This window comes from Streptomyces sp. NPDC030798 (assembly GCF_055572275.1).
This window is the reverse complement of the sequence record NZ_JBVIDR010000003.1, coordinates 262343-284766: the sequence shown is the minus strand read 5'-3', so window position 1 is coordinate 284766 and position 22424 is coordinate 262343. Positions and strand designations below refer to the sequence as shown.

Here is a 22424-nt window from a genome sequence, read left to right as displayed (position 1 = left end):
CTGCTCATTTGACAGTGCGCTCGGGGCACAGATAGACAGCAGCTCTCGAGGGTCGAGAGGGGCACTGTGTACGAGCCGAACGTGGTCGGGGACTGGCAGGAGTACGACGAGCATGCCGGTCTGCGGGTCCGCGTCCACCGTCTGGAGGCGGCCGAGCCGCCGCGCGGACGTGACGACGCCGCGGCCGGTCTGGCGTACTTCTGTCTCCGGGTGACGGTCGAGAACCGCGGGGTGCGGCCCTACGGCATCCATCTGGAGGACGGGCAGATCGACGTCCGGGTCGGCCCGGACGGCGAGGGCGCGTTCATCGACTGGCGCAACTCCCAGTTCGTCGAGGGCTTCGACGTCTACCCGCTGCGCCGGGCCACCGCCGTGCTCTTCGCGGCGGCCCCGGAGGCCTCCCTGACCCATGTGGACGTGCAGGTGCAGCTGCGGGTCGAGGAGGAGTGGACCGAGCGCCGGCTGTGGGCGGGCGGCATCGGCGTCCTGGAGGCGACTGCGGCGGCCACGGCGACGGGCACCGGGCCGGGCAGCCTGGCCCACCAGCTGAGCGCCTACCTGAAGGACCAGACGGAGCCGGGCACCGCCTGACGGATCCGCCGGACCCGGGACGCGTCTCCCGCGTCAGTGCGGGATGCCGTCGATGATCTCCCGCGCCCCCTGGCGCAGCAGCGACACCGCGACCGAGGTGCCGAGCGTGGCCGCGTCCAGCCGGCCCGCCCACTCGTGGGCGTTCAGCCGGGTCTTGCCGTCCGGGGTGAAGACACAGGCCCGCAGCGACAGTTCCCCGCTCCGGTCCACGCGCGCGTACCCGGCGATGGGGCTGTTGCAGTGCCCCTGGAGCACATGCAGGAACATCCGCTCGGCCGTCGCCTCCCGGTGCGTGTCCGAGTGGCCGAGCCCGCTGACCGCGTCGATCAGCTCGGCGTCGCCCTCCCGGCACTGCAGGGCGAGGATGCCCGCGCCGATCGGCGGCATCATCGTCTCGGCGGACAGCACCTCGCTGATCACGTCCCGGCGGCCGATCCGCTCCAGGCCGGCCACCGCCAGCAGCAGCGCGTCGGCCTCACCCGCGGCCAGCTTCGCCAGCCTCCGGTTGGCGTTCCCGCGGAACGGCACGCAGTCCAGGTGCGGATGGGTGGCGGCCAGCTGGGCCACCCGGCGCACCGAGGACGTACCGATCCGGGTGCCCGCCGGCAGCTCGTCCAGGGTGAGCCCGTCCGGGTGCACCAGCGCGTCCCGGATGTCGTCGCGCTCGAGGAACGCGGCGAACACCGTCCCCGCGGGCAGCGGCCGGTCGGCGGGCACGTCCTTGACGCAGTGCACCGCGAGGTCCGCCTCCCCGGCGAGCAGAGCCGCGTCCACCTCCTTGGTGAACGCCCCCTTGCCCTCGACCTGCGACAGGTCACCGAGCCACTTGTCCCCGGTGGTCTTCACCGGTACGACCTCGGTGCGCACCCCCGGATGCAGCGCGCCCAGTTCGGCGCGCACCCGCTCGACCTGGGCGAGGGCCATCGGGGAGTCACGGGAGACGATACGGATCAGCTCGGGCACGGACATGGGGACACGATAGACCCTCGCTGGCGGTGCCCGCGTACGACGGGGAAAGCCCCCTGCCGCACGCGGGCAGCGGCCTGCGGGACGCCCGCTCGGGCGTCGGGGTCGAACGCGATTCTGGACGGCTTCGCCGAGGCTGGGTGGGCGGCGAAGTCGGCGTCCTTCAGACCGAAGTCGGCGCTGCCGAAGTCGTGGGCGCTCAGCTTGTCGCGCCCACCCGCCGGGCAGCCGTTCCAGCCCACCGGCGGTGGGTACGTACCGCACCTGCCCGTCCTGCACCCACACCACCACGTGCGCTCAGTCGTGCCGGTGCTCGGCAGCGCTCGGTGTCGTGGTCGAAGGCGGGCCGGTACGCCGGTTGGGCAGGCTCGGCGTTGTGAGGGAGCGCCTGCGGCGGAGCGGCGAGGGCGGTGCCGGGGAAGGCGACGACGAGGGCGGCGGCGCCGGCCAGGGCGCCGAGCCGTCGCCGGGGACGGACGCGCGGTGGCCGAAGAGGCACGGGGGAACTCCAACAGGCCTGGGGGACCAGGGAGTTCAGCGTCCCGTTCGCGTCCCGCGCTGCCAAGAGGTCACCGGCGCCCCCTGCGTGAAACCCCGGGGAACACTGCCGTCAGCCCGAGCCCTCCGGGAGGTCCGCCGCCGACTCCTCCGGGGCGAGGTCGGGGCGCAGCCGCAGCCAGGACGGCTGGCGCAGCATCCCGTTGCGGGTCCGGGTGCTGTAGCTGACCTCGCCGACGAGCCGGGGCACCACCCAGCGGGCGCCCGGGATCCGCGGCACCGGGTCGAAGGGGCAGGTGTCCGTCGCCGCGGCACCCAGCAGCGCCGCCAGTTCCGTCCGCTCCGCCTCGCTCCAGCCGGTGCCCACCCCGCCGACGTAGCGCAGCCGGCCGCCCGCGCGCTGGCCGACCAGCACCGCGCCGGGCAACCCGGTCAGCCGCCCCTTGCCGGGCAGCCAGCCGCCGACGATCACGTCCTCGCTGCGCATGTTCCGGATCTTGATCCAGGCGCGGGAGCGCACCCCGGGCTCGTACACCGAGTCCAGCCGCTTGCACACCAGGCCCTCCAGCCCGTGCTCCCGGGTGGCCCGCAGCGCCTCGGCGCCGTGCCCGGTCACCGCGGCCGGCGTCGACCAGTGCGGCCCGGCCAGGCCCAGCTCCTCCAGCCGGGCCCGCCGCCGCGCGTAGGAGAGCCGCAGCAGCGGCCCGTCCAGGTACGGCACGTCGAAGAGCACCAGATGGACCGGCACCTGCGCGGCCCGGCGTGCCGCCCGCGCGGGGGCGTGCGCGAGGCCCATCCGGCTCTGCAGCAACTGGAAGCTCGCCCGGCCCTGTTCGTCCAGGGCCAGCACCTCACCGTCCAGGACGGCGGGCATGCCGCCCGGCGCCCCGCCGAGCGGCCGGAGTTCGGGGTAGGCGGCGGTGATGTCCTCCCCGGAGCGGGCGCGCAGCAGCAGGCTGCCGTCGCCGGGCAGGTAGACCATCACCCGCTGGCCGTCCTGCTTGGTCTCGTACGCCCACCGTGCGTCCTCGGCGGCGGGCGGCAGCGTGCCGGGGGTGGCGAGCATCGGCGGAATGAGCGGCAGGGTCGCGGCGGTCACGGCAGAACATGTCGACCACTCCCACCGCCGCCACGCCCCTTTCCCGCCCGGTTCCCCTGAACGGTCCTGTCCGGGCGCCGGATGCCTCGAGCGGCCTGCTGGGGAGCCGACTGACGGGCGGGCGGCCGGAGTTGGGCGCCGGGGCACGGGAGCAGCGCGCGCCGACCGGGAACCGGGCGGGCGAGGACCGTTGCTGCCGACCGCGCAGTGAGGCGTCACCCGGGCAGCGGACGGGCGGCCCCCGCCCGGGCCACCCGCTCTGCCGGGTCATCCGCGCCAGGACGATCGGGATCACCAGGGTCTGCCGGTGAAGGGGTGGACGGGGCCCGTAGGCTTCCCGGGTGGACCTCGCCGCCCCGGTCGAGGGCCTGGAGCGGCGCGCGGGACCGGCCGCACCAGGGCGGTCGCAGTCCCGGAGCGGTGGTGGGCATGGCGCGCAGGACGGCGCGGGCCGAGCAGGTGCACGCGACGCGAGAGGCGATCCTCGACGCGGCGGAACGGCTGTTCGCCGAGCACGGCGTGTACGCCGTCTCCAACCGCCAGGTCAGCGAGGCCGCCGGACAGGGCAACAACGCCGCGGTCGGCTACCACTTCGGCACCAAGGCCGACCTGGTGCGCGCGGTCGCCCGCCGGCACGCCGAGCGGATCGAGTCGATCCGGGTACGGGCCCTGGAGAGGGCCGGCGACTCCACGGACGCACGCGACTGGGTCGACTGCCTGGTGCGCCCGGGGACCGAGCACCTGGCCGGGCTCGGCAGCCCCACCTGGTACGCCCGGTTCTGCGCCCAGGTGATGACCGACCCGGCGCTGCACGAGATCATGCTCGAGGACTCCCTGACCTCCCCGGCGCTGCGGCAGGCCCTGGACGGGCTGCACCGCACGCTGCCCGAACTGCCCGCCGACGTCCGCGCCGAACGCGGCCGGATGGTGCGCACCCTGATCCTGCACGCCTGTGCGGAGCGGGAGCGCGCCCTCGCCGAGGGCACCCCGATCCCGCGGGCCACCTGGGCCGAGGCCGCCACGGGCCTCGCCGACGCGATCCTCGGCCTCTGGCTGGCGCCGGTCACGCCGGCCCGCTGACGGTCGGTCGTCGAAGGTCACCCACGGGTGTGCGGGGTCGAGCGGAGGGAGACGGTCGCGCAGATCTTCGTCCGGGCTGCCACCGCCGTCGGCCGGACGTCCGGCACGGGTCGCTTCGGCGCAGTCTTCGGCCCCGGCCCGGCGGCCGGTCGACGGCACGGGACGGGCGGGCCGCCGGCCGCTCACTCCGGGGCGGCCGGTTCCGGGTCCAGGCCGGTGCAGGCCAGCCGGCCGGCCACCTCGGCGCACGCCTCCACGCCCCGGGGCGAGGACACGGCGAGCATCGGGCTGGCGGAACCGGTGGTGTCGTCCGCCGGATAGCGGGCCGACAGGACGTCCTGACCGGCCCGCACCGACACCTCCCGGGCCTGCGCCGAGTGCACCCGCACCTCCGACCACGCGGTACCGCACGCGGGGGAGTAGCGCAGGCGGACGTCGTACCCGGCGTCGGTGACCGCGCTCGTGGTCCGCGCGTCCCGTGCGCACACCGACGCGTCGGGCAACTCGCCCTGGCAGGAGCGCGCATGGCAGCGGGGCACGGCAGCCAGGCTCTGCCCGGCCGGCGCGGGGGCGGCCTGCCGCCCGGACACCATGACGGCGGCGGCCACCGCCGCGGCCGTACCGAGCAGTGCGAGCGCCGACAGCGGAAGCCACCGAGCGCGCGTCCGGTCCGCCTGCCGCGGCGGCGGGCTCGGGGCGCTGGGCGGGCTGTCGGCCTCGGCCCACAGGGCCAGTACGGCGCCGGGATCGGCGCCGGCCAGCCGGCTCAGCGCCTCCACGGCCGGCCGCGGGGGCCGCTTGGTGCCGGTGAGATAGCGGTGCCAGGCCGACTTGCTGTACGGGGTGCGCGCGGCCAGCGCCGCCAGGCTCAGTCCCGTACGGTCCTTCAGTTCGCGCAGTCTCACCACCAGTGGCTCGTCCGGCGTGGCCGATCCTTCGGGATGCGGCATCGTGCGTTCCTCGACTCCCGTTCCGCTATGGGCGCTTTCGCCCCTGTTGCCGGAATGGCTTCCCGGGAGACCGGCGTCCGGAACACCGGATGAGGTAGGAGGACGGTGAAACGCCCGCGTGCCGAAGGCCTGTTCGGGGGTCGGCGAACAGGCCTTCGGCGGTCAGCGGGTCAGGTCCGGCGGTCAGCGGGTACCGCGGCGCGCAGCCGTCAGCACCACGGCAGGGCCCGGATGAGACGCACGTAGCGGGCCGAGACGTATCCCCGGTGGTGGCGCAGCCGGTACCAGAGGTGGTTGCCGAACACCCCGGAGCCGTACGTCCGGCACGACAGCGCCAGCAGCCGGTGCTGGCGCCGGTGGCCGATCACCCGGTAGCCGGTGCCCGGACCGGAGCGCACGTTCAACCGGGCGCCGTGCGTGACGACCTCGCCGGCGGCGGGCAGCGCGTGATGGTGCGTGTGGTGGATGCGGTGCTGGGCGGGCACCGGGTACGGCGCGGCGCTCGCCGGCGCGGCCGCGGCCGCCGTCGGCAGGATCGCGAGCACCGCCACGGTGGCCAGCAGACCGCTCTTGAGAGTCCGTCGGATCATGGAAACCTCCGGCTGTCGTTCTCGTGACCACGAACCGTGATCACGACAGCCAGCGTTGCCGCGGCGGACCGCCGCGATGCCGTCCCTGCGTCCCGTGGGACGCCGGGGACGTTCCCGGGGACGGGTCCCGTCCCCGCACTTCGGCCGACCTGGCCCTCCGCCGGAGGCCGTTCCACCGCCGTCCCCCGGGTCGGTGACCGGCTGCTCCACCCGAACCGGGCCCCCCGGTGCCTACCGTCAAGTAATATCCGGCGGCAGACCACCGGAGGAGGAACCGTGTCACGGTCCGAACGTTCACCCCTGCTGCTCGCCGGTCTGCTGGCCGCGGCCGGTGCGGCCCACTTCGCCGTGCCACGGCAGTTCGACGCCGTTGTTCCCCGGGCGCTGCCCGGCTCGCCCAGGGCGTGGACGTACGGCAGCGGGGTCGCGGAGCTGGCGCTGGCAGCCGGTGTGGCTGCCCGCCGGACGCGGCCCCTCGCCGCGAAGGCGGCCGCCGCGTTCTTCGTCGGAGTGTTCCCGGCCAACCTGAAGATGGCCGTCGACTGGCGCCACCGGCCCGCGCCCCAGCGGACCGCCGCCCTGGTCCGGCTGCCCCTGCAGGTACCGCTCGTGCTGTGGGCCCGCGGCGTCGCCCGGGGCGGGGAGGGCCGGTCGTGACCCGGCGCATCGAGGTCGGGGACAAGGCCGAGGACTTCGCTCTGCCGGACGAGACCGGGACGCTCCGGCGCCTGACCGAGCTGCTGGCCGACGGGCCGGTCGTGCTCTTCTTCTACCCCGCCGCCCTCACCCCCGGCTGCACCGCCGAGGCCTGCCACTTCCGCGATCTCGCCGCGGAGTTCGCCGCCGTCGGCACCCGCCCGGTCGGGATCAGCGGCGACAGCGTCGACAAGCAGCAGGAGTTCGCCGGCCGGCACACCCTCGGCATGCCCCTGCTCTCCGACGCCGACGGCACCGTCCGCGAGCGCTTCGGCGTCAAGCGGGGCTTCACCCTCGCGCCCACCAAACGGGTCACCTTCGTCATCGCCCAGGACCGCACCGTCCTGGAGATCGTCCGTAGCGAACTGCGGATGAACACCCACGCCGACCGGGCCCTGTCCGTCCTCCGCACGCACTAGGCCCTGTCGTCGAACTCCCGCCTGCCCCACAACGCCATGCACGCACTCTCGCCGCACCGGGCCCCGACCCGAGTACATCCAGTACGAGGGCCAGGACCCGGCACGCCGAGAGCACGCACCTGACGCCGCAGGGCCCGCCCTCCGGGCGGACGACGGGAGTTTGACGACAGGACCTAGGGCTGGGGCCGGCCTCGAGCAACGGCTCGGTGCCGGCGCAGCTGTGCGTGCCCGACCCCGCGGCACCGGCATGATCCGCCGGACGGGTCCCCGACGTGAGTCCCGGCCGCCTCCGCGCTTGATGGCCGGGAACAATCGGATCATCCTGGGGCTTATGGAGCATGTCGCGGCCGCGGCGATCATCGATGCCCAGGGCCGGGTGACCGGATGGAGCGACGGCGCGCGGCTGCTCACCGGCCGGACGGCGGACGAGGTCGTCGGCCGGCCCGCCCGCGCGCTGCTCGCCGAGGACGTGTCCGCCGGTGCCGCCGCCCGCGGCGGCCCCCTCACTCTGCGCCACCGCGACGGACACCGGGTCGAGCTGACCGTCACCGTCTGCCCGGTCCTCGGCTCCGGCGGCGTGCCGGCCGGCTACGTGGTCACCGCCGACCCGCCCTGCCCGCCCGCCGCCGCGCTGGCCGCCCGCGCCTTCCAGCAGGCGTCCATGTCCATGTCGATCTTCGACCTAAACCAGCGCTACCTGCGTGTCAACGACGCCGTGTGCCGGGTGATGGGCGTGCCCGAGGACGCGCTGCTCGGCCGCTTCTACCCCGACACCGTCGCGGACGCCGAGCACAGCCGGGGCTTCCTGCAGCATCTGCGCCAGGTCGCCGAGACCGGCCGGCCCGTCCGCTACGAGAGCTTCACCGGCGCTCCCGCCCTGAACCGGGAGCACGCCTGGAGCATCGAGATGTGGCCCCTGCACGACGACTCCGGCGAGCCCGCCGGGGTCGCCCTGGCCGCCTTCGACAGCAGCGACCAGTACTGGGCCCGACGCCGCCTCGCCCTGCTGAACGAGGCCGCCACCGGCATCGGCACCACCCTGGACGTCGTACGCACCGCCGAGGAACTCATCGAGATCCTGGTCCCGCAGTTCGCCGACTTCGCCAGCGTCGACCTGCTCGACTGGGTCCTCGGCGCCGACGAGCCCCCGATGATCCCGGACGGGGGAGTCCTGCTGCGCCGTGTCGCCCACGGCTCCAGCCGCGAGGGCATCCCCGACGCCGCCCTGAGACTGGGCGAGACCGACATCTACCAGCCCTCCTCGCCGCCCGCCCGTGCCCTGTGCGAGGGCCGTGCCGTACTCGCCCAGGCCGGCGAGCCGGCGTTCGTCGAGTGGCTCGCCGAGCGCAACGCGCGCTCGCCCGAGGGTCGCCCCTTCCGCCGGGGCGTCCACTCCATGCTGGCCGTGCCCCTGCGCGCCCGCGGCACCCCGCTGGGCGTCGCCGTCTGCGTCCGCATGGCCCACCCCGACGACTACGGTGACGACGACGCCGTCTTCGCCGAGGAACTCGCCAGCCGCGCCGCCGTCTGCGTCGACAACGCCCGCCGCTTCGCCCGCGAACGCTCCACCGCCCTCGCCCTCCAGCACAGCCTGCTGCCGCGCGGCCTGCCCGGGCAGGCCGCCGTCGAGGTCGCCCACCGCTATCTGCCGTGCGGCTCGCTGGCCGGCATCGGCGGCGACTGGTTCGACGTCATCCCGCTCTCCGGCAGCCGGGTCGCCCTGGTCGTCGGCGACGTCGTCGGCCACGGCATCCGGTCCTCGGCCACCATGGGCCGGCTGCGTACGGCCGTCCGCACTCTCGCCGACGTCGACCTGCACCCGGACGAACTGCTCACCCACCTCGACGACCTGGTCACCCACCTGGCCTCCGACGACAGCGGCGAGGAGGTCGCCGAACTGGGCGCCACCTGCCTCTACGCCGTCTACGACCCCGTCTCCCGCTGCCTGTCCATGGCCGCCGCCGGCCACCCGGCCCCCGTCCTCGTACTGCCCGGCCAGGAGCCCGAGTTCGTCACCATGGCCGCCGGACCGCCCCTGGGCGTCGGCGGGCTGCCCTTCGAGGCGACGGAACTGCAGCTGCCCGAGGGCTCCGTCCTCGCCCTGTACACCGACGGGCTGGTCGAGGACCGCGACCGGGACGTCGACCGCGCCACGGAGGAGCTGCGCCGCGCCCTCGGCGCCCCGGCGGACTCCCTGGAGGCGCTCAGCGACAACGTCCTCAAGGCCGTGCTGCCCGAACAGCCCACCGACGACGTCGCCCTGCTCATGGTCCGCACCCGCGCCCTCGGCACCGACCGCGTCGCCACCTGGGACGTCCCGCCCGATCCGGCCCAGGTGGCCGCCTTCCGGCAGGCGGCCACCGAGCGCCTGGAGGCCTGGGGACTGGAGGAGACCGCGTTCGTCACCGAGCTGGTCGTCAGCGAACTCGTCACCAACGCCATCCGCTACGGCGCCCCGCCCATCCAGCTGCGCCTCATCCGCGACCGGGCCCTCATCTGCGAGGTCTCCGACGCCAGTTCCACCTCACCGCATCTGCGCCGGGCGCACGCCTACGACGAGGGCGGACGCGGCCTGCTCCTGGTCGCCCAGCTCACCCAGCGCTGGGGGAGCCGCCAGACGGGCAGCGGCAAGACCATCTGGGCGGAACAGCCCCTGCCCCCCTTCTGACCGACCGCCCACCCCTGTCCCGGCCGGCCCCCCGTCACCCTCCGGCGTCGTCGGCGGCGACCTGGGCGAGGGTGCGGCCGGTGCGGACCGAGCGGGCCCGGCGCGGATCCGGGGTGCCGTGGCCCGCGGGCCGGGCGGGACCCTTGCGGACCAGGAGCCAGGCCTCCTCCCCGTCCCGGCCGCCGCGGAAGCGGGTGAGCGCGTACGCGCCGTGCAGCTTGGTGCCGTGCAGCCGGAACGTGGCGTGCCCGCGCTCCAGGGACTCGGCGAAGTCGACCGGACGGCCCCGGCGGTCGTGACTGAGCGGCTCGTACGTCCCCCGGTCCCAGACGATCACGGTGCCGCCGCCGTACTCGCCCTGGGGAATGACCCCTTCGAACTCCTCGTACTCCAGCGGATGATCCTCGGTGGGCACCGCGAGCCGCTTGTCCCCGGGATCCGCCGACGGGCCTTTGGGCACCGACCACGACTTCAGGACGTCGTCCACCTGGAGCCGGAAGTCGAAGTGCATCCGGCGCGCGTCGTGGATCTGCACCACGAACCTGGGGCGCTCACCCGCCCCGCCCGCCTCCTGCCCCGACGGCTCGCGGGTCCGTGCGAAGTCGCGCTTGCCGCGGTAGGTCCGCAGCCGTTCCTCCGTCGCCACGAACGGCTCCTTCCGTACGTCCGTCCCACCGCGTTCCCGGGTACCCCGCGCCGGGCCGTTCAGCTCGCGCCCGGCTCCCCCGGCACGGGGTGCCCGCAGGCGGCCGCCAGGGAGGTGAGGGCCTCGCGGAACCAGGCCCGGTGCTCGTCGACGGCCCGGCGGACGGGGTGGTCCGGGTCGGGGTATTCCGCGGCGGCGTTGATGAACGGGCAGCCCCGGAAGCCGGCGCCGCACGTCTCGTCGGCGATCCCGGAGACGAGCCCGGCAGCGTCGCCTTGCGGGACAACCGGGCCACCATCCACCTGGCCCCCGGCGACAACGCCCACCTGCACGCCCCGCGGATCATGCACCGCGTGATGCTCGCCGGGGACGTGCCGGTGGGCGTGGACGGCCGGGCCTCCGAGCCGGTGACGGGGACCGAGGCGGGCCGCTGGTGAGTCAGGCGGCCGGCCGCCACCCGAGCGCGGGCCCGAGCCGCGTCGCCATGTCCGTGAGGATCTGGACGTAGTCCTCGTGTGCGAAAGTGAACGGCAGTGCGAACGCGACCTCGTCGATCTCACGGAACGCGGCGTGCGCGTGCAGCCGCTCGGCCAGCTCCTCGGAGGTGCCGACCAGGTCCGGGGCGAACAGCAGCCGCGCCGGGCCCTGCGGGGAGGCCGTGCGGGGCAGCCGCTGGGCCGCGTACGCCTCGTACCTGGCGCGCTGTTCCGGGCTCGCGGAGTCCGTCGGGATCACCACCAGGCCCTGCGAGACCCGGGCCGCCTCGCCGTCGGGGTGGTGGGCGCGGAAGGCCCGGACGTGGGAGAGCTGGATCTCCGCGAAGTCCGGCGGACCGTCCGGATCCTCGGCCTTGACGACGCTGCTGGTCAGGAAGTTCATGCCGTGCTCACCCGCCCAGCGTGCCGAGCCGAGGCTGCCGCCGCCGTACCACATCCGCCCGCCGAGCCCCGGGGAGTGGGGCTGGACGACGTCCGCGAACGTCTCGAAGCCCTCGACCCCGCTGAAGCCGGTGGCCGGCTTGCCGCGCACGAAGTCCAGCAGGCGCCGCACCCGCTCGTAGCCGAAGTCCTCCGCGTCGGCGGTGTCCGGGTACAGCGCCTCCCTGACCTGCTCGAAGTGCATCGGCGGGCCGACGCTGACGCCCGGGTTCAGGCGGCCGCTCGAAAGAAGGTCGACGGTCGCCAGGTCCTCGGCGAGGCGCAGCGGGTTCTCCCAGCCCAGCGGGATCACCGCCGTACCCAGCTCGATGCGCCGGGTGCGCTGCGAGGCCGCCGCCAGGACCGCGACCGGCGACGAGATGCCGTACTGCAGGTGCCGGTGGCGGACCCAGGCGCTGTCGAAGCCCAGCCGCTCGCCCAGCTCGATGATCTCCAGCGTGGACTCGTGGCCCCGGGCCGGGTCGGCCGCGTCGAACAGACCGATCGTCAGGAAGCCGAGTCTGCGCAGCGGTCGGGGGGTGGACGGCACGGACTCCTCCAGCGGTCGTACGCCAGTTCCGCTCCGATTCTCGCAGGCCCGTGTGACAACCGTGTGATCAGTTCAGCGGGATGGTGACCTCGTCCTCGACGGGCGGATCGAGTTCCTGCGCCCGATTGCCGGTCGCGGCGAAGCAGCGCAGCCGCACCGCCTCCTCAGTGACGTCCAGCCGCAGGAACGACTTGAAGAACGGCGGGCTGTAGGTGGCCGATCCGGGCGAGAACAGCTGGGTGTAGATCTTGCGGACCGGCAGCCGGACCCGGGAGGTGCGGTCGGGCCGGCCGCCCGCGCCCAGCAGGCTCGCGACCAGCCGGGTGCGCCGGGTGACCCGGGCGTCCGGTCCGGGCGCACGGCCCGTTTCGATGCCGAGCCGCTCGGCGATGACGGCCGTCGCCTCGGCCTCGGTGAGGGTGAAGAAGCGGCGCAGGCGCAGCCGGCGGCCGTACAGCCGGCTGTAGAAGGCCAGCGAGTCGCCGCGCAGCGGGTAGCAGCGGAAGTCCCGCTCGGTGACGCCCCCGACCGACACCCGGGGGATGGTGTGCGTGGCGTGCATGAACGCGCCGCCGCCGCCCGAGACCACGTACTGGAGGGTGCGCCCGCCCACGTCGACCGGATAGCGCTGGTAGTTGTGGATGTCGCCGCCGATCGCGGCCACGTAGTGATGGGCCGGGTCGCGGACGACGTCGTCCACCGTGCCGCCGCCCTCGATCGGGCACGGGTGGTGCTCGCCGTCCACGTACAGCGGGGAGCCGGTGATCAGGATCTTGGGCCGGGGCCCGCGGGAGACCTCGCGCAGCCACGCGCCCTGTTCGGCGTCGAGCGTGCCCAGCAGCCCGGTGTCGATGCCGACGATCCGCAGCGGCCCGGCGTCGATCGCCCAGTACGGCCCCGGCTGCACGGCCTGCTGCCCGGGCGCCGAGCGCAACGTCCGCGCCTCGGCGAGGCGTTGCTCGTCCGCCGGTCGCGGCTTGTGCCACAGCCGGGTGCGCCACCATGCGCGGCTGAACGGGCGGGCCGCCGGCTCGGCGTCGAGCGGCGGGGCGTCGGCGCAGAAGACGCGCATGAAGGCGCCGAGATCCTCGTACCAGTCGTGGTTGCCGGGAATCGCGTAGATCGGCGCCGGGTAGTCCTTGTACGGCCGGAAGAACTTGGTGCCGTAGTCGTCCGCACTGCCGACGGGGTAGATCACGTCGCTGGCGATCACCGCGAAGCGGGTTCCCCGGCTCACCTTCAGGAAGCCGGGTATCACGGCGTACTGGGAGGCGTCGCCCTCGCCGGTGTCGCCGATGACCATGAAGGAGAAGCGTTCCGGTACGTCCGGCCGGATCACCTTGTCGGCGGGCGCCCCCGCCGCGGTCTGGCGTGCCGCCCAGCGGCTGCGGGTACGGCCCGTCGGGTCGCCGAACCAGGACGCGAGCACCCCGTTGCGGGCCGCCCACAGGATCCTCGGGTTCAGCCACGACAGCTTCTCGACATGATCGGGCATCAGCTGCCGGAAGGCGCCGGGCTCGGCCGCGCCCCAGCCGGCACCGTGTGCGGTATCGCGTGAGGATTCAGACACGCGGTGCACGGTAACAACGCGTCGGCCCGGAACCGGACTTCGGGGCGGTGGGACACGGCAGCCGGGGCATAGCGGGTCATAGGGAAAACCCTCGATTGAACCGCTTGTGAGTGACATGGACTGTTCAATCCTGTCATTCTCCACCCGCACGCAGTGCATCCCCGACTGTTCACGGACCGGACACGGTTCCCGCACAGCTCAGCTCGTCCGGACAGCACACCCGGCTGCCCGGTCTGTCACCGGCCGCGACCCGGCGGCCGCAGCAGGAGGAGTACGAGTGAGACGCCTTCCCCACAGACGCCTTTCCAGCAGTCGCCTTCCCCACAAGCGGGCCGCGGTCGGAGCCGCACTGGTCTCGACCGCGGCCCTGCTCGCCGTCGGCGTCCAGTCGGTCCCGGCGGCCGCCAAGCCGGCGGGTCCCCACCCCGCCCCGGTGCGCACCGGCGGTCTCGAGGCCAGGCTCACCCCGGCCCAGCACAAGGCGCTGATCAAGAGCGCCCGGCAGAAGACCGCCACGACCGCCCGCACCCTCGGCCTCGGCGCCAAGGAGGAGCTGGTCGTCAAGGACGTCGTCAAGGACAACGACGGCACCCTGCACACGCGGTACGAGCGCACCTACGCGGGTCTGCCGGTCCTCGGCGGTGACCTCGTCGTGCACACCCCGCCCGCCTCCCTGGCCAAGGGCACCGTGAGCACGACGTTCAACAACAAGCACCGCGTCAAGGTCGCCTCCACCATCGCGACCTTCACCAAGGCGGCCGCCGAGACCAAGGCCCTGAAGACCGCGAAGGCCCTGGACGGCACGGAGTCCAGGGCCGACAGCGTCCGCAAGGTGATCTGGGCCGGCAACGGCACCCCGAAGCTCGCCTGGGAGACCGTCATCGGCGGCTTCCAGGACGACGGCACCCCCAGCCGGCTGCACGTCATCACCGACGCCACCACCGGCAAGGAGCTGTACCGCTACCAGGCCGTCAAGACCGGCACCGGCAACACCCAGTACAGCGGCACGGTCAGCCTCACCACCACGCTGTCGGGCTCGACCTACCAGCTGTACGACACCACGCGCGGCGGCCACAAGACGTACAACCTGAACCGGGGCACCTCGGGGACCGGCACCCTGATGACCGACTCCGACGACGTCTGGGGCGACGGCACCGGCTCCAACACGCAGACCGCGGGCGCCGACGCCGCCTACGGTGCGCAGGAGACCTGGGACTTCTACAAGAACACCTTCGGCCGCAGCGGCATCCGCGACGACGGCGTCGCCGCCTACAGCCGCGTCCACTACAGCAGCGGCTACGTGAACGCCTTCTGGGACGACAGCTGCTTCTGCATGACCTACGGCGACGGCTCGGGCAACACCCACGCCCTGACCTCGCTGGACGTGGCGGGCCACGAGATGAGCCACGGTGTCACCTCCAACACCGCGGGCCTGGAGTACTCGGGCGAGTCGGGCGGCCTGAACGAGGCCACCTCCGACATCTTCGGCACCGGAGTCGAGTTCTACGCGAACAACTCCTCCGACGTCGGCGACTACCTCATCGGCGAGAAGATCGACATCAACGGCGACGGCTCGCCGCTGCGCTACATGGACAAGCCCAGCAAGGACGGCGGTTCCGCCGACAGCTGGTACTCCGGGGTCGGCAACCTCGACGTGCACTACTCCTCGGGCCCCGCGAACCACATGTTCTACCTGCTCTCCGAGGGCAGCGGCACCAAGGTCATCAACGGTGTGACCTACAACAGCCCGACCTCCGACGGCGTCGCCGTCACCGGCATCGGCCGCGCCAAGGCGCTGCAGATCTGGTACAAGGCACTGACGACGTACATGACGTCGAGCACCAACTACGCCGGTGCCCGCACCGCCGCCCTCAACGCGGCCTCCTCGCTGTACGGCGCCAACTCCGCCGAGTACGCCGCGGTGGGCAACGCCTTCGCGGGCATCAACGTCGGCGGCCACATCACCCCGCCCAGCAGCGGTGTGACGGTCACCAACCCGGGCAGCCAGTCCTCGACCGTCGGCACGGCGGTGAGCCTGCAGATCCAGGCGAGCAGCACCAACAGCGGCGCGCTCAGCTACAGCGCCTCCGGTCTCCCGGCCGGCCTGTCGATCAACAGCTCGACCGGCCTGATCTCCGGCACGCCCACCACCGCGGGCACCTCCAGCACCACCGTCACGGTGACCGACTCCGCCGGCAAGACCGGCACCGCGACCTTCACCTGGACGGTCAGCACCGGCGGTGGCGGCGGCTGCACCTCCACCCAGCTGCTGAAGAACGCCGGCTTCGAGTCCGGCAGCAGCGGCTGGACGGCGACCAGCGGCGTCATCACCACCGACAGCGGTGAGGCCGCGCACAGCGGCTCGTACAAGGCCTGGCTGGACGGCTACGGCTCCTCGCACACCGACAGCCTGTCCCAGTCGGTGGCGATCCCCGCGGGCTGCAAGGCGACGCTCACCTTCTACCTGCACATCGACACGTCGGAGACCACCTCCAGCACCCAGTACGACAAGCTGACGGTGACCGCCGGGTCGAAGACGCTGGCCACGTACTCGAACCTCAACGCGGCCTCCGGCTACAGCCAGAAGTCCTTCGACCTGTCCTCGCTGGCGGGTCAGACCGTGACGCTGAAGTTCAACGGCGTCGAGGACTCCTCGCTGCAGACCAGCTTCGTCGTGGACGACACCGCCCTGACGACCGGCTGACCCACCACGTCACGGTCCCGCACCCCGGGCAGGGGTGCGGGACCGCGGCATGTCAGCTCAGCGGATCCAGCGTCAGATACGCCTGCTGGGGGCTGCCGTCGTGGACGAGCGACTCCTGGTTGCCCACGTCGTCGAAGGCGAACGCGTACGCCTTGCCGTCGGCCATCTGGGCGTGCACCTTGCGGGCGTAGTGGTTGGTCACCGGGTCCTGGTAGAACCCGGCCGGTGAGGTGTCCGGCTGGTTGCGGTCGGTCAGCAGCGTCGAGCGGTTGAACCCGGCGCACAGTGTCCGGGAGATGGGGCCGCGCACGGCGTCGTTGGGCGCGTCGAGCAGCTTGTGGCAGCCGAAGATGCTGTCCGCGTCCGGTTTCTGGAAGCTGGTGACGACCGCGCCGGAGGAGTTCGTGAAGTTCATGACGTTCCCCGAGACCCGGCCGTAGTACTTGGTGCCCGGCTGGTCGGCGAACGGCGTCACCGTCAGCGTGGACGTCGAGTACTTCTGCCACACCCGGTTCACGTAGTCGTTCATCACGCCGGCCGGAAGCGCCCCGGTCTCCACGCCGTACAGCGGGGAGAGCGCGCGCAGCACCGTGCCGTCCGGGCGCGTCTGGATCAGGTTCGCCCAGCCGCCCGGCTGTCCGCGCAGCGCGGCGAAGAAGGCGCTGTAGCCACCGGACCTGAGGTGCCCGGTGCTGCTCACGCTGCCGTTCGAGCGCTGCACCCCGACCGCGTACGGTGCGGAGAACATGTCCACCTGGGTGCTGTTGAGCCACAGCCCGGAGTCGTTGAGGGTGTACTCCGACCAGTTGAACAGGATGTTCCGGTTGGGGTCGGAGGGGTTCTGCACGGCCGGCTGCACCAGTCCGCCGGTGGTGAGCCGGAAGTCGAGCTTCTGGCCGTAGGAGAAGTAGATCCGGCCGGAGAACTTGGGGATCCGGATCGTCTTGGACTGGCCGGCGGCGGGGCCGGCGATCGCCGCGTCCGGCGCCGGAGTCGGCGGAGTGCCGCCCGCCGGCCAGGGGTGGAAGACGCCGCCGGCATCGGCCCAGCCCTGCCGGCCGGAGGAGAGCTGGGTGCCGAGGTCGTAGAGGTACACCGGCTCGGAACGGCCGGAATTGTTGGTGATCTTCAGAGGGACGGTGTCCGGGACGGCGGCGCCGGCGCGGTCCGGTGCGGCGAGGGCGAGCAGGCCGCCGACCAGGACCGCGGCGGCCGCGAGAGGCAGTGCCGGGCGTGTCGTGCTGGGGAGCACTCTCCACCTCCGTGTGGGGTCGGGGTCGTACGGACATTGGTCCGTACCTGGCTTGAGAGCGCTCTCAGAGTGCGGCCGGGACGGGTTCATGTCAATGTTTCGGACACGACGGCCGGGCGCCCTTCGAACGGAGGGCGCCCGAAACCCCGTCAGAACGTACGGTCGAGCAGATCGAGCAGCGCCGCCCAGTGCCGCTCGTCGGCCTCCCGGTCGTAGGCCGGGGTGTCCGCCTGGGTGAAGCCGTGGTGCGCCTTGTCGTAGACCTCGCAGCGGTGCCGCACCCCGGCGTCCGTCAGGGCCTCCTCGAAACGCCGGACCTGCTCCTCGGGCAGCGACGGGTCCTCACCGGCGTGGCCGAAGTACAGCTCGGCGGTGATGGATCCGACCGCCCGGTGCGGGCTGTCCGGGGCATCGGTGGCGAGCCGCCCGCCGTGGAACCCGGCGGCGGCCGCGACCCGGTGGGGATGAGCGGCCGCCGTCCGGACGGCGAGCCGGGCGCCCATGCAGTACCCGGTGATCGCGACCGGGCCGTCCGCCGTCAGCGGGCTGTCCGCCAGCCACCGCAGATACGCGTCCGCGTCCCGTTCGATCAGATCCGGCGTCAGCGACGCGACGACCGGCCCGAGCCGCTCCCAGATGGTCGGGTCGGCGCCCGGGTCGATGAACTCCGGCAGGTCGACGACCGGGGTCCGGCCCAGCCGGTAGAACACGTTCGGCACCAGCACGGTGTAGCCCGCCCCGGCGAGCCGGTCGGCCATCGCCCGCAGGCACGGGCGCAGTCCGTAGGCGTCCTGGTAGAACAGCACGGCCGGCCGCGGCCGCCCGTCGGCCGGATGGGCGAGGTAGGCATCGGCGACGCCGTCCGCGGCGGGGACGTCGACGGCGGTTCCCTGTACGTCGGTCATGGTGAGAAGGCCCTCCCTCGAGGAACGGGCGTCGGCGCGGAGGTCCGGCGACGCCGCGGGTGGAGCCCATGCTGCCACGCAAGATCCATCCCGCCGCCGCCGGTGCCGCGCCCGCTCACTCGAAGCGGCTGGTGTCTCCCGCGCCCCGCCGCACGATCTCCGCCCCGCCGCCGGAGAAGTCCACCACCGTGGTCGGCTCGGTGCCGCAGTCCCCGGAGTCCACCACCGCGTCCACCACGTGGTCGAGCCGGTCCTTGATCTCCCAGCCCTGCGTCATCGGCTCCTCCTCGTCCGGCAGCAGCAGCGTGCTGGACAGCAGCGGCTCGCCCAGCTCCGCCAGCAGCGCCTGGGTCGCCACGTGGTCGGGGATGCGCACGCCCACCGTCTTCTTCTTCGGGTGCAGCAGCTTGCGCGGCACCTCGCGGGTGGCCGGGAGGATGAAGGTGTAGCTGCCCGGGGTCGACGCCTTCACGGCCCGGAACACGTCGTTGTCGACGCGCACGAACTGGCCGAGCTGCGCGAAGTCCCGGCACATCAGAGTGAAGTGGTGCCGGTCGTCCAGATGGCGGATGGAACGGATCCGGTCCATGCCGTCCCTGCTGCCGATCTGGCAGCCCAGCGCGTAACAGGAGTCGGTCGGATATGCGATCAGCGCCCCCGACCGCACCGCGTCGGCGATCTGGCCGATGCTGCGCGGCTGCGGGTTCTCGGGGTGCACATCGAAGTACTTCGCCATCCGCCGAGCTTATGCCGTCCCCCGGCCGCGGCACGCCCGGCACGGGCCTCCGGCCGCGACACGCCGGGCCCGCCGCCCGCGTCCGCCCTGGTCACCGGCGCGCCGTGCTCCCTCGCGGCCACTGCCGTACGCCCGGCGGAAACGGACGGAAGGTGTCCGGACACGGCCAGGTGTACGGCGCGGAGAACGGGGCATCCGACCTGTGAAGCACCCGGGGCCCTTCCCCCCGCTCCGGGATGCGATTGTCTCCGCCGGCGGCCCACCCCCCCCGGGCCGCCGGCGGAGCCGTGCCACGGCACCGGCGGCGGGACGGGGCGGCGCGTCGGGTAACGTCCCCGGTGAAACGCCGAGGCCGACGCGACGACGAGGAGGGGCGTGACGTGGCCGCCCGAGCCGACGAAGGCCCCCGCCCCGAGCAGCAGGACACCTGGGCGGAAGAGCTGCTCGACCATCTGCGCCCCGCCGTCCGCGACCCGGGCCGGGTCGTCACCTGGCTCGGACGCGCCGTCGGCGCGGCGGTCCGCCTCCAGGACGCGCACGGCGCCCTCCTCGCCGGCGAGCGGCTGCCGCTCGACGACACCGTGCTCGCCGACGTCGCCACCGGCCGTATCTCCGCCGCCGCACTCCAGGACGGCGCTCGGCATGTGCGCATGGTCGGCATACGGCACCCGGAACAGGCCCCGGCGGCCGGCGCGGTACTGGTCGTGGCCCGCCCGGAGCCCTTCGACCGGCGTGCCGCCGAGATCGTGCACCGCACCGCCGGCGTCCTCGAACTGCTGCTGCGGGAGAGGGAGCTGTCCGACGCGGGGCGCCGGCTGCGCCGGGCCACCGCCGACCTGCGCCTGGCGATCCTGCAGCTGCTGATGGTGGAGGACACCGTCTCCGCCCGCCGGGTCGCCGCCGGTCTGTGGCCCGGGCTCCTGGAGGAGGACAGCGCCCGGGTGTACGTCGTCGAGGGGTCCCCCGCCGAGCGGGACGCGCTCGCCGATGCCTGCGCCGACGCCACCGAGGGCCGGGCGCTGGTCGTGCGCTGCCCCGCGATGGACGGCCACGTCATCGTCGTCAGCCCCGGCCCGGGAGCCGAGCAGCGGCTGCGCACCCTCGTCGACGGCCGGCCCGGCACCTATCTCGGCGGCAGCCTGCGCCAGCGCCTCGCCCGGACGTCCACCGCCTACGGGCAGGCCGTCAGCGCCCTGGCCGTCGCCCGCTTCCGCCCGGACCAGACGGCCGTCTTCGCCGAACGCACCCACCCCGCGCGGCTCATGGACCCCGCCCTGCTGGGCGCCTGGTCCGCCGGTGTGCTGCGCCCCCTGGACACGCTGCCCCACCACATCCGTGCCGAGCTGCTGGCCACCACCCGGCTCGGCCTGGAGTTCACCGCCGTCAACGCGGCCAAGGTCCTCGGCGTCAGCCGCAACACCGTCCGCGCCCGGATGGACCGCGTCGAGGCGCTGGTCGGCGCCGACTTCTCCGGCCTCACCACCCGTGCCGTCGCCCAGCTCGCGCTCAACACCGAAGCGGCGCAGGGGCCGTACGACCCCGACGGCGCTCCCGATGCCACGGCACCGCACCCGCCGGCCCCGGTCCGGCTCGGCGACCTGCTCGGCTCGCCCGCGCTGCGCACCTGGGCCCGGGACCTCCTCGGCCGCCTGGACGGCGACGGCCGCGACCTGCGCCGCACCCTGCGGGCCTGGATCGCCGCCGACGCCAACGCCGAGCGCGCCGCCCGGGAACTGGGCGTCCACGCCCAGACCGTGCGCGAGCACGTCCGGGCCGCCGAGCCGGTGCTGGAGCGCCAGCTGCTGGCCGGCGGCGGCGACCTGTTCGAGGTCGTGCTCGCCCATCTGGCCACCGGCGCGCTTCCCGCACCCGCTCTCGGCGGGGCGAACCGGGGTCAACCGGACGCGGTTGTGCACAAGTGAGTCCTTGGCATTCCGGAAAGGGCATGGGCGCGGTACCCGTCGCCGTGCCCTCCGGTTAAGTTCGGCACCCGCGGGGCACGACCGGAACGGGGGACCGGTCGGCGCCCCGCACGTGCATGCGCCCCGACGCACACGGTCCGGCGCCCTTCAGGTGCTTCCGCCCCGGCGGGCAGGGGCCGGCATCCCTCAGGTGCTTCTGCTCCGACGGGCATGATCGGCGTCCCGCGCGTGCTTCTGCCCGGGCGGCACGGGTGACGTCCGAGGTGTGCTTCTGCCCGGGCGGGCACGGGTCGACATCCTTCAGGTGCGTCTGCCCCGGTGGCACGGTCGGCGTCCCGCGCGTGCTTCTGCCCGGGGGAGCGCGAATCGACGGCTCGCGCGTGCTTCTGCCCCGGCGGGCACGGGCCGGTATCCCGCGCTGCTCAGCCGTCCAGCCGGACCGGCACCTCCTGCCAGCCGTGGGCGATGAACGACGGCACGTGCCGCAGCGCGCCGGGTTCGACGGCCAGGCGGAGCCCCGGGAAACGGGCGAAGAGCGCGGGCAGCGCCGTCAGCGCCTCCATGCGGGCCAGCGGGGCGCCGATGCAGCGGTGCACACCGATCCCGAACGCCATGTGGTCGTCGGCGCCGCGCGTCACGTCGAACCGTGCGGCGTCCGGCCCGTAGTGCGCCGGGTCCAGCCCGGCGGCCGCGTACGTCGTGATGATCGCGTCCCCGGCCGGGATCGTCACCCCCGCCACCTCCAGGTCCGACACTGCGAACCGCAGCGGCACGGCGGCGATGGACGGGTGCACCCGCAGCGTCTCCTCGACCACCCCCGCCCAGTCGGCCCGCCCCGAGCGCACCGCCGCCAGTTGCCCGGGATGCGTCAGCAGGGCCACGACCGCGTTGCCGATGAGATTGACGGTGGTCTCGAATCCGGCGCCCACCACCAGCAGCAGGGTGTGCAGCAGCTCCTGGTCGGAGAGCCGGTCGCCGTCCTCGTCGCGGACCCGGATCAGCTCCGTGGTCAGATCGTCGCCCGGGTGCCTCCGCCGGTGCGTGATCAGCGCGCCCAGCACCGAGCCGATCCGTTGCTGCACCGACGCCGCGTGCTCCGGGCCCGGGTCGGAGGTGTCCATGATGTCGGCGATGAGCCGCGCGGCATCGTCCCGCAACTCCTCGGGGGCACCGAGCAGTTCGCAGATCATGCGCAGGGGCAGCGGATGCGCGAGCCCGGACCGCAGATCGACCACGCGACCCCCGGCCCCCTCGGCCGCCAGCGCGTCCAGCAGACCGGTGGTGATCGCGGCGACCCGGGGCCGCAGTGCCTCGGTGCGCCGGTGCGTGAAGCCCGGGGCCACCAGCCGGCGCAGCCGCGTGTGGTCGGGGCCGTACGCGGACAGCATGTTGACCACACCCACCCAGGTGACGATCCAGTTCCAGGCGGGCCGCTTCGTGGACTCCGGCCACTGCCGCCAGTGCCGGCGCGCGTCCTTGCTCACCCGGGAGTCGAGGATCAGTGCGCGCAGGACGTCGTGGCGGGTGGGCGCCCAGGCGGGGATGCCACCGGGCAGCTCCACGGGGACGACGGGGCCGAGGGCGCGCAGCCGGGCGCTCTCCGCCACGATGTCGGTGCCGAAGGGGTCGAGCGGGACGCGGTCGGTGACGGTCACGACGGCTCTC

General features: G+C 73.7%; 18 protein-coding genes and 2 pseudogenes. 8 read left to right on the top strand and 12 right to left on the bottom strand.

Annotated elements, in window-relative coordinates; all coding sequences use genetic code 11:
• Positions 1-66 precede the first annotated feature (66 nt).
• Positions 67-591, top strand: a complete 525-nt coding sequence (locus ACZ404_RS09590; protein ID WP_468437685.1) for a hypothetical protein — start codon at positions 67-69, stop codon at positions 589-591.
• 33 nt (positions 592-624) lie between these two features.
• Here the strand turns inward: ACZ404_RS09590 and hemC are convergent, their stop codons facing one another.
• From hemC to ACZ404_RS09575, 3 genes and pseudogenes are all read right to left on the bottom strand, one after another.
• Positions 625-1560, bottom strand: coding sequence for a hydroxymethylbilane synthase (hemC, locus tag ACZ404_RS09585; protein WP_468437683.1), 936 nt, complete (start codon positions 1558-1560; stop codon positions 625-627).
• Positions 1561-1652: 92 nt separating this feature from the next.
• Positions 1653-2056 (bottom strand): annotated as a pseudogene (locus tag ACZ404_RS09580) (hypothetical protein); the annotation flags it as partial.
• Between the two features lie 111 nt (positions 2057-2167).
• Positions 2168-3121, bottom strand: coding sequence for an ATP-dependent DNA ligase (locus ACZ404_RS09575; RefSeq protein WP_468438144.1), 954 nt, complete (start codon positions 3119-3121; stop codon positions 2168-2170).
• A gap of 462 nt (positions 3122-3583) precedes the next feature.
• Between ACZ404_RS09575 and ACZ404_RS09570 the strand changes: the two genes are divergently transcribed.
• Positions 3584-4234, top strand: coding sequence for a TetR/AcrR family transcriptional regulator (locus ACZ404_RS09570; protein WP_468437681.1), 651 nt, complete (start codon positions 3584-3586; stop codon positions 4232-4234).
• Positions 4235-4416: 182 nt separating this feature from the next.
• On the opposite strand, the gene ACZ404_RS09565 is transcribed toward ACZ404_RS09570, so the two are convergent.
• Positions 4417-5184, bottom strand: a complete 768-nt coding sequence (locus ACZ404_RS09565) for an XRE family transcriptional regulator (protein ID WP_468437679.1) — start codon at positions 5182-5184, stop codon at positions 4417-4419.
• 209 nt (positions 5185-5393) lie between these two features.
• On the bottom strand, positions 5394-5774 hold the full coding sequence (locus ACZ404_RS09560; RefSeq protein ID WP_468437677.1) for an SH3 domain-containing protein: 381 nt from the start codon (positions 5772-5774) through the stop codon (positions 5394-5396).
• A 276-nt stretch (positions 5775-6050) separates the two neighbouring features.
• On the opposite strand from ACZ404_RS09560, the gene ACZ404_RS09555 reads away from it, so the two are divergent.
• The 3 genes from ACZ404_RS09555 (at position 6051) to ACZ404_RS09545 (ending at position 9557) form a co-directional block, all read left to right on the top strand.
• Entirely contained in the window at positions 6051-6431 is a 381-nt protein-coding gene (locus tag ACZ404_RS09555; protein ID WP_468437675.1) for a DoxX family protein, read from the top strand.
• Positions 6428-6889: a peroxiredoxin gene (locus tag ACZ404_RS09550; protein ID WP_468437673.1), complete on the top strand. Its 462-nt coding sequence runs from the start codon at positions 6428-6430 to the stop codon at positions 6887-6889. Before ACZ404_RS09555 ends, ACZ404_RS09550 begins: the two co-directional genes overlap by 4 nt.
• Before the next feature lie 331 nt (positions 6890-7220).
• The gene (locus ACZ404_RS09545; RefSeq protein ID WP_468437671.1) at positions 7221-9557 is read left to right on the top strand and encodes an ATP-binding SpoIIE family protein phosphatase; all 2337 of its coding nucleotides are present in this window, start codon (positions 7221-7223) and stop codon (positions 9555-9557) included.
• A 34-nt stretch (positions 9558-9591) separates the two neighbouring features.
• Here ACZ404_RS09545 and ACZ404_RS09540 read toward each other — a convergent pair whose 3' ends face one another.
• Complete coding sequence (locus ACZ404_RS09540) at positions 9592-10203, bottom strand: DNA polymerase ligase N-terminal domain-containing protein (protein ID WP_468437669.1); 612 nt, start codon at positions 10201-10203, stop codon at positions 9592-9594.
• 257 nt (positions 10204-10460) lie between these two features.
• Between ACZ404_RS09540 and ACZ404_RS09535 the strand changes: the two are divergent.
• Positions 10461-10640, top strand: a pseudogene (locus ACZ404_RS09535) (TauD/TfdA family dioxygenase); the annotation flags it as partial.
• A 1-nt stretch (position 10641) separates the two neighbouring features.
• Here ACZ404_RS09535 and ACZ404_RS09530 read toward each other — a convergent pair.
• Positions 10642-11670, bottom strand: a complete 1029-nt coding sequence (locus ACZ404_RS09530) for an LLM class flavin-dependent oxidoreductase (RefSeq protein WP_468437667.1) — start codon at positions 11668-11670, stop codon at positions 10642-10644.
• Positions 11671-11737: 67 nt separating this feature from the next.
• Positions 11738-13240 (bottom strand): metallophosphoesterase family protein, encoded by a 1503-nt coding sequence (locus ACZ404_RS09525; protein ID WP_468437665.1) that lies wholly within the window; start codon positions 13238-13240, stop codon positions 11738-11740.
• A 277-nt stretch (positions 13241-13517) separates the two neighbouring features.
• On the opposite strand from ACZ404_RS09525, the gene ACZ404_RS09520 reads away from it, so the two are divergent.
• A complete protein-coding gene (locus ACZ404_RS09520) occupies positions 13518-15944 on the top strand; it encodes a M4 family metallopeptidase (RefSeq protein ID WP_468437663.1) in 2427 nt (808 codons plus the stop codon).
• A 52-nt stretch (positions 15945-15996) separates the two neighbouring features.
• On the opposite strand, the gene ACZ404_RS09515 is transcribed toward ACZ404_RS09520, so the two are convergent.
• The 3 genes from ACZ404_RS09515 to ACZ404_RS09505 all read right to left on the bottom strand — a co-directional run bounded on the left by ACZ404_RS09515 (position 15997) and on the right by ACZ404_RS09505 (position 18837).
• Entirely contained in the window at positions 15997-17196 is a 1200-nt protein-coding gene (locus tag ACZ404_RS09515) for a glycoside hydrolase family 64 protein (protein WP_468437661.1), read from the bottom strand.
• Between the two features lie 149 nt (positions 17197-17345).
• A complete protein-coding gene (locus ACZ404_RS09510; RefSeq protein ID WP_468437659.1) occupies positions 17346-18101 on the bottom strand; it encodes a dienelactone hydrolase family protein in 756 nt (251 codons plus the stop codon).
• 115 nt (positions 18102-18216) lie between these two features.
• On the bottom strand, positions 18217-18837 hold the full coding sequence (locus ACZ404_RS09505) for an L-threonylcarbamoyladenylate synthase (RefSeq protein ID WP_468437657.1): 621 nt from the start codon (positions 18835-18837) through the stop codon (positions 18217-18219).
• Between the two features lie 380 nt (positions 18838-19217).
• On the opposite strand from ACZ404_RS09505, the gene ACZ404_RS09500 reads away from it, so the two are divergent.
• Positions 19218-20759, top strand: a complete 1542-nt coding sequence (locus ACZ404_RS09500) for a helix-turn-helix domain-containing protein (RefSeq protein ID WP_468437655.1) — start codon at positions 19218-19220, stop codon at positions 20757-20759.
• 422 nt (positions 20760-21181) lie between these two features.
• Here ACZ404_RS09500 and ACZ404_RS09495 read toward each other — a convergent pair whose 3' ends face one another.
• Complete coding sequence (locus ACZ404_RS09495) at positions 21182-22414, bottom strand: cytochrome P450 family protein (protein WP_468437653.1); 1233 nt, start codon at positions 22412-22414, stop codon at positions 21182-21184.
• Between the last annotated feature and the right edge of the window lie 10 nt (positions 22415-22424).

Bases quoted from the DNA above. Each gene is read 5' to 3' on its own strand.
- hemC (WP_468437683.1), bottom strand. From the start codon at position 1,560: ATGTCCGTGCCCGAGCTGATCCGTATCGTCTCCCGTGACTCCCCGATG.
- ACZ404_RS09510 (WP_468437659.1), bottom strand. From the start codon at position 18,101: ATGACCGACGTACAGGGAACCGCCGTCGACGTCCCCGCCGCGGACGGC.
- ACZ404_RS09575 (WP_468438144.1), bottom strand. From the start codon at position 3,121: ATGCTCGCCACCCCCGGCACGCTGCCGCCCGCCGCCGAGGACGCACGG.
- ACZ404_RS09505 (WP_468437657.1), bottom strand. From the start codon at position 18,837: ATGGCGAAGTACTTCGATGTGCACCCCGAGAACCCGCAGCCGCGCAGC.
- ACZ404_RS09545 (WP_468437671.1), top strand. From the start codon at position 7,221: ATGGAGCATGTCGCGGCCGCGGCGATCATCGATGCCCAGGGCCGGGTG.
- ACZ404_RS09565 (WP_468437679.1), bottom strand. From the start codon at position 5,184: ATGCCGCATCCCGAAGGATCGGCCACGCCGGACGAGCCACTGGTGGTG.
- ACZ404_RS09560 (WP_468437677.1), bottom strand. From the start codon at position 5,774: ATGATCCGACGGACTCTCAAGAGCGGTCTGCTGGCCACCGTGGCGGTG.
- ACZ404_RS09570 (WP_468437681.1), top strand. From the start codon at position 3,584: ATGGCGCGCAGGACGGCGCGGGCCGAGCAGGTGCACGCGACGCGAGAG.